Source organism: Enterococcus florum, from assembly GCF_004309355.1.
In the GTDB taxonomy this organism is placed as follows: domain Bacteria; phylum Bacillota; class Bacilli; order Lactobacillales; family Enterococcaceae; genus Enterococcus_A; species Enterococcus_A florum.
Genome location: NZ_BJCC01000010.1, coordinates 12,705 through 23,979 on the forward strand (window position 1 = coordinate 12,705; position 11,275 = coordinate 23,979).

Annotated in this window: 7 protein-coding genes and 1 other annotated feature; of the genes, 5 read left to right on the forward strand and 2 right to left on the reverse strand. The window is 44.3% G+C overall.

Annotation, left to right across the window (positions count from 1 at the left end; genetic code table 11):
• Positions 1-23 precede the first annotated feature (23 nt).
• Complete coding sequence (locus tag NRIC_RS06140; RefSeq protein WP_146621819.1) at positions 24-1,379, reverse strand: aspartate kinase; 1,356 nt, start codon at positions 1,377-1,379, stop codon at positions 24-26.
• Between the two features lie 315 nt (positions 1,380-1,694).
• Here NRIC_RS06140 and NRIC_RS06145 point away from each other — a divergent pair, with 315 nt between their 5' ends.
• A complete protein-coding gene (locus NRIC_RS06145) occupies positions 1,695-3,416 on the forward strand; it encodes a septation ring formation regulator EzrA (protein ID WP_146621820.1) in 1,722 nt (573 codons plus the stop codon).
• 70 nt (positions 3,417-3,486) lie between these two features.
• Here NRIC_RS06145 and NRIC_RS06150 read toward each other — a convergent pair whose 3' ends face one another.
• A complete protein-coding gene (locus NRIC_RS06150) occupies positions 3,487-4,938 on the reverse strand; it encodes a DUF1958 domain-containing protein (RefSeq protein ID WP_373862070.1) in 1,452 nt (483 codons plus the stop codon).
• 149 nt (positions 4,939-5,087) lie between these two features.
• Between NRIC_RS06150 and NRIC_RS06155 the strand changes: the two genes are divergently transcribed.
• From NRIC_RS06155 to NRIC_RS06170, 4 genes are all read left to right on the forward strand, one after another.
• Positions 5,088-6,230 (forward strand): cysteine desulfurase family protein, encoded by a 1,143-nt coding sequence (locus NRIC_RS06155; protein ID WP_146621821.1) that lies wholly within the window; start codon positions 5,088-5,090, stop codon positions 6,228-6,230.
• A gap of 39 nt (positions 6,231-6,269) precedes the next feature.
• Positions 6,270-7,481 carry a tRNA uracil 4-sulfurtransferase ThiI gene (gene thiI / locus NRIC_RS06160; RefSeq protein WP_146621822.1) on the forward strand — a complete coding sequence of 404 codons (1,212 nt, stop codon included), beginning with the start codon at positions 6,270-6,272 and terminating at the stop codon, positions 7,479-7,481.
• A gap of 142 nt (positions 7,482-7,623) precedes the next feature.
• Positions 7,624-8,277, forward strand: coding sequence for a redox-sensing transcriptional repressor Rex (locus tag NRIC_RS06165; RefSeq protein WP_146621823.1), 654 nt, complete (start codon positions 7,624-7,626; stop codon positions 8,275-8,277).
• A 33-nt stretch (positions 8,278-8,310) separates the two neighbouring features.
• Positions 8,311-8,521: a binding site (T-box leader), on the forward strand.
• A gap of 110 nt (positions 8,522-8,631) precedes the next feature.
• Positions 8,632-11,268, forward strand: a complete 2,637-nt coding sequence (locus tag NRIC_RS06170) for a valine--tRNA ligase (protein ID WP_146621824.1) — start codon at positions 8,632-8,634, stop codon at positions 11,266-11,268.
• Positions 11,269-11,275: the final 7 nt, after the last annotated feature.

Genomic DNA, 11,275 nt, shown 5'->3' on the forward strand with positions numbered 1-11,275 from the left:
TCATTCTAGGTCGCCTTGTTTTTTTAGTCAAAGAAAGTGTAATACAGGGAACGAACTGCCAACCGTTCTTGCTCTCCGCGGATTGCAAAGATAATACTGCGTTCGTCGGCACCTTGGGAGATCATCCGCAGGTTGACATTTTTACGGGCCAATGCGGCAGAGCTTTCTGCTGTGATTCCGGGATGTTCTTTCATTCCTTCTCCTACCAGTGCAATGACGGAGATATTGTGCTCCATTTCTAATTCATCTGGCTCGATTTCTTTTTGGACGCGTTCTAAGAGCTTCGCTTCTGCTTCAGGTGTCAATTGACATTCTTTGAAAATGATCGACACGTTGTCGATTCCTGATGGCATGTGCTCAAAGCTGATGTTCATATCTTCTAAAATCTGCAGGATTCTTCGAACGAAGCCGACCTCTCGGTTCAAGAGGTATTTGTTGATCGTGATACTGCAAAAACCACCGTCACTGGCAACGCCGACAACATGATTTGGACTGCTGTCTGTGTCATACGATTCCTTGATCATCGTCCCCACACAATTTGGATTGTTAGTATTTTTGATGACTACCGGGATTTTTGCCTTAAACGAAGGCATTAATGCCTCGTCGTGAAAAACAGTAAACCCGGCATACGACAGCTCACGCATTTCACGGTAGGTCAGCTCCTTGATCAAGGCTGGCTCGTGAATGTATTGCGGTGTCGCCGCAAAGATCCCATCTACATCGGTAAAGTTTTCGTAAATTTCGGCTTTCACTCCAGCTGCTACGATCGAACCGGTAATGTCTGACCCTCCACGCGAGAACGTGCAGACATCGCCGTTTTTAGTATAGCCGAAGAATCCTGGAATCACTAAGATATCTTCACAATCGTGCCACTGATAGATCTTGTCGTAGGATTCGTCTAAAATCCGTGCATTTTGAGGTTCATCGGAAACGATGATCCCCAGTTCTTTCGGATTGATATAACGCGCGCTAACTCCCTCCTGTTGAAAAAAGGCAGCGATCAGCTGTGCATTTAAATTTTCACCCATAGCTAAAAAACGGTCCAGCAAATAAGGGCTGTTTTTGTCTAACGTTGTTTGAACTTCTTTTAATTCCTCGGCAAAGGCTGCGCAAATGCTCGGATCGACACCCAATTCTTTTCCAATGTCGCCATAGCGTTCAACGATTTTTTGGATCAGCTCTGATGTCTCTTCGTTAGCTAAAGCCGCGTTGTAGTAAGCAATCAATAAGTCGGTGACCTTTTTATCTTCACTGTGGCGTTTGCCAGGTGCGGACACCACGACAAAACGGCGTTTAGGATCGTCCTTAACGATAGCCAAGACCTTCTTCAATTGCTGAGCCGAGGCGACTGAACTCCCCCCGAATTTAATTACTTTCACACAGATCACCTCTTATTTTAATGTGAGTCTAATAATATAGCAAAACCCTCGGGACTTCAAGGCTCTTTCGTACTTTCTCAATGAAAATATTTTTCATTTCCTGAAATTTAAATGAAGAGAACTTGAGGAGAGAATCAAATGGATCGAATTCCTGTGTAAGAAAATTCGATAATTTGTGAACAATTTAGTGATGGAACCGGCAGTTTATGTTATAATCTACGTTAGATGTTTTTGCATAAAAACGGATGAATCACTGTTTCATAAAATAAATGGTAGAGACTATTCATATCTCAAATGGCGAAAGGAAAATCATGCATGGGAAGTAATGTTATCATAGGTATTGTCATAGGCATCGTGATTTTAGCGGCAGTACTTTATCTGATCGGCTATCTGATGAAAAAGAAAAATCAAGAGCGGTTAAGAGACCTTGAAAAAAGAAAAGAAGCATTGTTTGATCTTCCTGTATTAGAAGAAGTTGAAGATGTCAAAAAGATGCACTTTGTCGGACAAAGTCAAAACACATTTCGTGATTGGAATCAAAAATGGACAGATGTTTCAACTAAATCATTTGCTGAACTGGAAAGTCAGATTTTTGAAGTCGAGAGCCAAAACGAAACGTTTCGTTTCCTAAAAGGACGTTCAGCGGTGGAAAGTGCCGAACGCACGATGCAGGAAATGGAAGATCAGGTGGAGGAGATCCGCAACGGCCTGAAAGAGTTAAGAGAAACAGAAGAACGCAATTCACTAGCTGTCCAGCAAGCCTTGGATGTATTTGAAGAGTTGAAGAAGAAACTAAAGGACAATCGCGACAATTTTGGTTCAGCGCTGTCAGAAGTAGAGAAGCAAATCAAAAATGTCGAATTAGAATTCACGCAATTTGTTACCCTGAATACTTCTGGCGATCCGATCGAAGCTCGCGAAGTACTGGATGCTGCTGAGACACATGTCTACGATGTACAGGAGCTGATGGAAAAGATTCCAACGCTGTATGAGGAGCTTGAACGCACTTTCCCAGCACAGATCGAAGAAATCGAAACGACATATAAGAAAATGCTGAAGGAAGAATACGTTCTTCCAGAAGAAAACTTTGATGCCCGGATCGATCATGTTAAAAAACGGATGACGCTTTCCGCAGAGGATCTTGAGCGAGTCGAGTTAGAGACCGTTGAAGCAGCCAACAAGGAAACAGCCAATTTGATCGAGGACCTTTATGAAACCTTGGAAAAAGAATTCGAAGCCCGCAAATACGTGATGACCAACCGTCACACAGTGGGAGAATTCATTGCTCATGCGGCTAAGAACAATCACTCATTGATGATCGAATTGGACCACGTCTCTCAAAGCTATGCCTTAAACAATAATGAATTAGGCCGCGCTCGTGGATTCCAAACAGAGATTGAAGAATTGCAGCGCCGCAACCATAACATTGATCCAATGATCGACAAACACGAGCTGGCTTATTCAGAGATTCAAAATTTCTACCAAGATGCCTTTAAAGTTTTGGCGGATATTGAATCACGACAAAAAGAGATCACGGATGATTTGAAGGACCTTCGAAAAGGGGAAAAAATTGCCCATGAAAAGGTGGAGCAATATGAATTCCGCCTGCGAAATCTTAAACGTTATGTTGAGCAGCAGCGGTTGCCAGGGCTTCCAGGCGATTATTTAGAGTTTTTCTTTATTGCAACAGATCGAGTAGAAGAGCTGAGCAATTCATTGAATCGAATTCGGATCAACATGCAAGACATCAATCATTTGGTTGACCTGTGTGATGAAGACATGGATCTTCTGGATCAGAAAACCGATGACTTGGTTGATGCAGCAGCACTCACAGAGCAGATGATGCAATATGCCAATCGTTACCGCCATACTCATCCTGAGATTCGCATAGCGATCGATAATACTTTGGAATTATTTGATAAGGATTACCGGTATCAGGATGCACTGGACGAGATTGGAACAGCGCTGGAGCGAGTTGAACCAGGTGCATTTAAACGAATTGAAGACTTCTACTTCAATAATCAAGGATTAGCTTAAGTCAGACAAATGTCTGGCTTTTTCTTTTGAAACAAAAAATACTCCTGAAGTCGAACTTCAGGAGTTTGTGTTAAAGAATGTAAGCTGTGATAAATACGCCGGCAGCCGTAATGAAACAAAGAATGCCGATAAGACAGAACAACACACTGACAATGGAGCGTCTTCTGTGCCGATTAGCGCGACCAACGATTAACGAAACCAGCAGCAGGAAGAGTCCTATCCAGGTCAAGCCGATCAAATAAAGGGGCTTGCTCAAAAATCGAGTTCGTTCTATAAACATCAAGAAGAAGTGCGGCAGTTTTCTCAGCAGTCCATCCTCTTGTTGGTCGATGACGGCCTCCTTGTGTTCAGTTTTTTGATACTTCACTGCTAAAGGGGGCATGGTTTCTGCCGCTTGTTCCATTGGTTGGCTTAAAGTAATATGCTGATCCTGCAGAGCGAAGACCGGGTCCGTGCCTTTTTTTACGACACCATAAAAATCCTGATCCAGCTGGACCTCTTTTCCTTGAATGGTGTGTTTTCCTTTTGGCAGCAATTGTCGGTATTCGTATTCGTCAAAGGTTTTTTCTAAAAGCGCATTGCCGAAAGGATGTCGATAGTACTCGCCATCTTGGTCTTCCCAAGTCCCTACACCCATAATCACCTCGATCAATCGAGTCTTGCCGCGTTTGGCGGTGGCGATATAGTTGAACGCACTTGAAGGTCCTGATCCCGTTTTTAGTCCATCCACACCTTCAAGGCCATATTTTGCTCCCGGCAACGAATAGTTATAGGTTTCGAAGCTTTCTTCGTAAGGGGTCCCCTCCATCGTAGTGACGATGGGCTGATTCGTGAACGCCAACACTTCCGGATGGTCGTTGATCAAATAAAAGACCATAGTAGCTAAATCACGTGCCGTCGACATATTGCTGCCTGCCGGGTCGAAGCCTTTAGGAGCGTACAACCCTTCAAAGCTGTTGGCGGATGCACCGCTGCAGTTATAAAAGGTTGTGTTGGTCATGCCAATTTCTTTGGCTTTCTCGTTCATAGACTGGACGAAGCCTCCAGCATCGCCATCAGATACATAATTCGCCAGCATAACAGTAGCGACATTTGACGAGGGAACTGTCACCATTTTTAACAATTCTTTGATCGGATAGTCAACTCCTGCTTGGATCTTGCTATTGCTGATCAAGTAGATCTGACTGATGGCCTCATCCTTTTCAGTCGCAGTAATCGTCGTATCCAAGGTCATTTTTCCTTGCTTGATGGCATCAAAGACCAGAAAGACGGTCATCATTTTTGAGATACTGGCCGGTTCTCTTGGAAGATCAGGGTTTTGAGCCCAAAGCAGCTGTCCATTGTTCCCATCAATGATTACGGAAGATTTGGGCTGGTTAATCTCAAGGGCTTCTTCGTATCCAGCATCTCGGGTAATATCCATGATGCTTTCTTCTGCTGAAGCGACTAAAGGAAAGGAAAGCATCGGGACCATAAACATCAGACTAGCAATAAGTTTTTTCACACCTTCACCTCGGTTCATTGAATTTCTTCTTTTTGCGCATGCTGTTTTTTATTTTAGCATAGTTCTATTGTTATTTTTACTTTTTTTTGATGGTTTTCTTGAGAAGGTTGAAGACTTGGTCCATTACCGCTATAATAGGAAAGAATTTTCGAAGGAAGGTCTAATAAATGATTTATTTTGATAATAGTGCAACAACTGCTATTTTTCCACAGGCTTTAGATGCCTATGTAAAAACGAGTCAGCGAATCATCGGCAACCCCTCAAGTTTACACGAACTAGGGACTCAAGCGCAGCGGTTGCTGCAACAGGCTCGGAAACAGATCGCTGATTTGCTTGCTGTTGAGGCAAGCGAGATCTTTTTTACCAGCGGGGGAACAGAAGGAGACAATTGGGTGGTTAAAGGCACTGCCTTAGCTAAAAAGGAATTCGGCAATCATTTGATTATTTCAGGTGTGGAGCATCCAGCAGTCACGAAAGCAGCGATGCAGTTAACAGAACTCGGCTTTGAAGTGAGTGTTGCACCAGTAAATGAACAAGGCTTTGTAAGGGTTGATCAGCTGGCTGCCTTGATTCGTCCAGAAACGATTCTGGTTTCGATCATGGGAGTCAATAATGAAATCGGTGCGATCCAGCCAATTCAAGCGATCAGCACATTGCTGGAGAACTATCCAACGATCCATTTCCATGTGGACGCTGTTCAGGCGATCGGCAAGGTGGCGCATGCCATTTGGCTGACATCGCGAGTTGATTTTGCGACGTTCTCGGCTCATAAATTTCATGGACCGAGAGGAGTAGGATTTATTTACTGGCGTCAAGGCAGAAAATTATCGAATTTGTTGAATGGCGGTGGTCAAGAGGGCGGATTCCGCAGCAGTACCGAAAACGTCCCAGGAATCGTTGCCATGAGCAAGGCTTTGCGTTTGTACATGGAAAAAATCGCGGAGCGTCCAGCGCACACGAAGGTGATCCGCAGCTATTTGAAAGAAGCTTTATCCAGCTATGAAGGCGTCACGATTTTTTCTGGCGAGACCGATTTTGCCCCGCACATTTTATGCTTCGGTTTAAAAGGAATTCGGGGGGAAGTAATGGTCCATGCGTTTGAAGAGAAACAGATCTATCTTTCCACGACCAGTGCCTGCTCTAGTCGTAAGAAGCTCGATAGTTCAACACTTCATGCGATGAATGTGCCGCACGAGAAAGCGACGACTGCCGTTCGTATTAGTTTAGATGAAGCAAATACGATAGCGGAGGCAGAACAATTTATGGTAGTATTCAATCACTTGTACAAAAAATTTGCCAAGATCGGCTAATGGTTGTTATCGAAGAGTTCATTTTAAAGGAGAATACACGTGCAATATACTGAAATTATGGTTCGTTACGGCGAACTTTCAACCAAAGGGAAAAACCGTCGCAGTTTTATTATGCGGCTTGCTCAAAACGTCCGAGGTGCTCTAGCGGAATTTCCTGCAATCAAGATTCATGCGGACCGTGATCGGATGCATTTGATTTTAAATGAGGCAGACAGTTCTTTGATTATTCCTAAATTGCAAAAAGTTTTCGGTATCCAAAATTTTTCTCCTAGTATTCAGGTTGAAAAAACACCGGAAGCCATTCAGGCATCCGCTCAAGAAATCATGCAGACAATCTATACGGGAAAAGAGACATTTAAGATTACGGCGAAACGCAGTGATCATAGCTTTGAATTGGATAGCAATGAGATCCAGCAGTTCCTAGGAAAAGCGATTGTTGAGCAGTTTCCAGGAATCCGAGCACAAATGCGGCAACCTGATATCAATCTTCGGGTAGAAATCAGAAGAGATGGCGCCTATCTTTCTTATGAAACGATCAAGGGTGCAGGCGGACTGCCTGTAGGGACAAGCGGAAAGGGAATGTTGATGCTTTCTGGTGGCATCGATTCTCCAGTTGCCGGATATTTGTCTATGAAACGCGGCGTGGAGATCGAAGCTGTTCATTTTGCCAGTCCTCCTTACACTAGCGAACAAGCTTTGCAAAAGGCAAAAGATCTAACCGAAAAATTGACGCCTTATGTCGGCAGCATTCAATTTATCGAAGTGCCATTTACTGAAATACAAGAGGAAATCAAGCAACATACGCCCCAAGGATACTGGATGACCTTGACCAGACGAATGATGCTGCGATTGACGGATGCGATTCGAGCAAGGCGTCATGGGCTGGTGATCATCAATGGAGAATCTTTAGGTCAAGTGGCTTCGCAAACGTTGCATAGTATGGTAGCGATCAATGAGGTAACCAATACGCCGATTATTCGGCCAGTCGCAACGATGGATAAGCTGGAAATCATCGAGTTGGCAGAATCGATCGACACGTTCGAATTGGCGATCCAGCCTTTTGAAGACTGCTGTACGATTTTTGCACCTCCTCAACCTAAGACACGTCCGAAAATGGAGAAGGTTTTAGAACTGGAAAAACGCTTGGACATCGATGGGATGATGGAACGTTGTTTAGGCGGACTAAAGATCGAAGCCATCACGCCTGAACAAACCAACGAACAAATGGACGAATTTGCAGATTTGCTGTAGGTCATTTTGAATAATTTCAAAGAGTGTAAACGCCGTGCGAAAGGGTGAGGAAGATTCGATGCTTTCTTGCCTTTTTGCATTGTCACAACGAACAATCCGTGTTAGAATAAATATGTGAACTTATTAACAAAGGAGACCGCTCATGGATCATTTAATCGAAAAACCCAAGCTGTCAAAAGCAACCACAAAACGTTTGTCCTTGTATTTGCGTTGCTTGAAGGAATTGCAAAAAGAAGGCGTTCAGCGAATCAAGTCTTCAGATTTCAGCCAAATGACTCATGTTGGCTCTGCCACGATCCGTCGCGATTTTTCACAGTTGGGTGAACTAGGGCGCAGCGGTTATGGCTATGATGTGACCTATTTGATCAGTGTGTTCAGCAGTATTTTAGATACGATCGAAGAAAAACGGATCGCATTGATCGGGTGCGGGAACCTGGGACAGGCGTTAGTCAATAATAATTTTCGGCGCAACGATAATTTAAATATCGTTTGTGCTTTTGATAATGATTCCGACAAGGTCGGACAAGTATTCAACGGAGTCGAGGTGTACTCGATGGAACTGCTGGATCAAGTACTTGCGGAAAAAAAAGTTACTGTAGCTATTTCGACGGTACCTAGTCATCATTCGCAGGCGGCAGTCGAAAGAGTCGTTAAAAATGGCATCACTGCCATCTTGAGTTTTGCTCCAGATCCGATTAAGGTTCCTGAGGGAGTGACCGTTCATTATATTGATTTGACAACCGAATTACAAACCTTGATTTACTTTGACGAATTGGCTCAATCACAAAAAAGGTAGCTCTTTACAAGTTGTCCGCTTCATTGTACAATGACTCATACGAAGATCAAGAGGAGTACGACTTTTCGCTGTGATAGAGAGAGAATGACTGGTGGAACATTCTTACAGTGAGTTTCGGAAGGTAGCTTGGGAGTATTGCTTTTTGAAGAAGAGTAGAAAAGCACGAGTCATGAGCGTTAATTCATGGTTAAGCGGCAGATTTTTTCTGCAATTTAGGTGGTACCGCGTAGTTTACGTCCTAAAACACATTTGTGTTTTAGGGCTTTTTTTGTGAATCAAAAACGAACGCTAGACAAGCAGCAGCTTGTTGAAAAGTTCCGATTTGCACATTTAATCAATCAAGGAGGCAGTTCAATGACTGAAAATTTACCAACAAAGTTTAGTCCGCAAGAAGTAGAAGCCGGACGTTACCAAAAGTGGTTGGATGAGGATCTGTTTAAACCATCCGAGGATCCACAAGCAAAACCTTACTCGATCGTGATTCCGCCGCCAAATGTCACTGGAAAGCTTCACTTAGGCCATGCCTGGGATACGACCCTGCAAGATATGATCATTCGCCAAAAGCGGATGCAGGGCTTTGACACACTTTGGCTGCCCGGGATGGACCATGCAGGGATCGCTACTCAAGCGAAAGTTGAAGAGAAGCTGCGGGAGCAAGGGATTTCTCGCTATGACCTTGGCCGTGAGAAGTTTGTTGACCAAGTGTGGGAGTGGAAAGAAGAATATGCTGGACACATTCGCGAACAATGGGCAAAATTAGGGCTTTCGCTAGATTATCAACGAGAACGCTTTACACTGGATGACGGCCTATCTGATGCAGTACGCAAAGTATTTGTATCTCTTTATGAGAAAAAGCTGATTTATCGTGGGGAGTACATTATCAACTGGGATCCACAAGCGAAAACCGCTTTGTCAGATATTGAGGTAATCCATAAGGATGTCGAAGGCGCCTTTTACCATTTGTCTTATCCGCTTGCTGACGGCAGCGGTACGCTGGATTTGGCTACGACTCGCCCAGAGACCATGTTGGGCGATACGGCTGTAGCTGTTCATCCAGAAGACGAGCGGTACCAGCAATACATTGGAAAAACAGTGATCCTGCCGTTGATGGACAAGGAGATTCCTGTAATCGCTGATGAGTATGTTGACCGTGACTTTGGAACCGGAGTAGTAAAAATCACTCCAGCACACGATCCAAATGACTTCGAAGTAGGCAATCGTCATGAATTGCCTCGAGTGAATGTGATGAATGAGGATGGAAGCATGAATGATCTCGCGGGCAAGTATGCGGGAATGGACCGGTTTTCTGCTCGTAAAGCCATCGTGAAGGATCTAGAAGAACGAGGACATCTAATCAAAATTGAAAAAATGGTGCACAGCGTGGGACATTCCGAACGAACAGGTGTTGTAGTTGAACCGCGTCTGTCCACGCAGTGGTTTGTTAAAATGAAGCCTTTAGCAGATCAAGCGATTCAAAATCAGGACACCGACGACGCAGTGAATTTCTTCCCGCCACGATTTGATCAAACATTCTTGAGCTGGATGGAAAATGTGCATGACTGGGTGATTTCTCGTCAATTGTGGTGGGGCCATCGTATTCCAGCGTGGTACCACAAGCAAACAGGTGAAATGTATGTTGGCATGGAGGCGCCTGCGGATATAGAGAATTGGGAACAAGATCCAGATGTTTTAGACACTTGGTTCAGCTCTGCGTTATGGCCATTTTCAACCATGGGCTGGCCAGATACGGACAGCGAAGACTATCAACGATATTTTCCAACGAATACCTTGGTGACGGGCTATGACATTATTTTCTTCTGGGTAAGTCGTATGATCTTCCAAAGCCTGGAGTTTACAGGGGAGCGTCCGTTTGAAAACGTACTGATCCACGGATTGATTCGTGATGAGCAAGGTCGGAAGATGAGTAAATCCCTAGGCAACGGGATCGATCCGATGGATGTGATCGAGAAATACGGAGCAGATGCTTTGCGCTGGTTCCTGTCAACAGGATCAGCACCAGGACAAGACGTTCGCTTCAGCTATGAAAAGATGGATGCAGCGTGGAACTTTATCAACAAAATTTGGAACGCTTCTCGCTTTGTGATCATGAATATCGAGGGCTTCACCACGGCAGATAGTGATCTATCCGGGGAGAAGACTGTCGCCGATCGCTGGATACTGACACGCTTGAATGAAACGATTGAAAAAGTGACTCGTTTGTTTGACCAATTTGAATTCGGCGAAGCCGGCCGTCAGCTATACAATTTCATGTGGGACGATTTCTGCGACTGGTACATTGAAATGAGCAAGGAGGTTCTCTATGGAGAAGACCAAACCGCTCAAAAAACCACGAAGAGCATTTTGGTGCATGTACTCGATCAAACATTGCGCTTGCTGCATCCAATCATGCCTTTTGTAACGGAGACTATTTGGGAAAAGCTTCCCCACGAAGGAAGATCACTGGTAGTTGCAGAGTATCCGGCCGTCCATGAAGCCTACAATGACGAGACTGCTGCAAAGGGCATGGAGGTATTGACCGAACTGATTCGTTCCGTGCGTAATATTCGTGCAGAGGTCAATACACCATTGTCGAAACCAATCACGTTGCTGATCAAAACCAGTGACGCGGCTATCAATGATTTCTTAGTAGAAAACACCAGTTATATTGAACGCTTCTGCAACCCGGAAGAGTTGGTAATCAACAGTAAGATCGAGGCACCAGACTTAGCCATGTCTGCAGTATTGACAGGAGCAGAGATCTACCTGCCGTTAGCAGGCTTGATCAATATCGAAGAAGAGATTCAACGATTGGAAAAAGAGTTAGGCAAATGGACCGCTGAAGTGAAACGTGTTCAAGGAAAATTGGCAAATGAACGCTTCGTTGCCAATGCTCCGGAACAGGTGGTCGAGGAAGAACGAACAAAAGAAAAAGATTATTTAGAAAAACAGGCAGCTGTTCAAGAGAGAATCGCTAGTCTGCGTACGATTTAAACTGTTT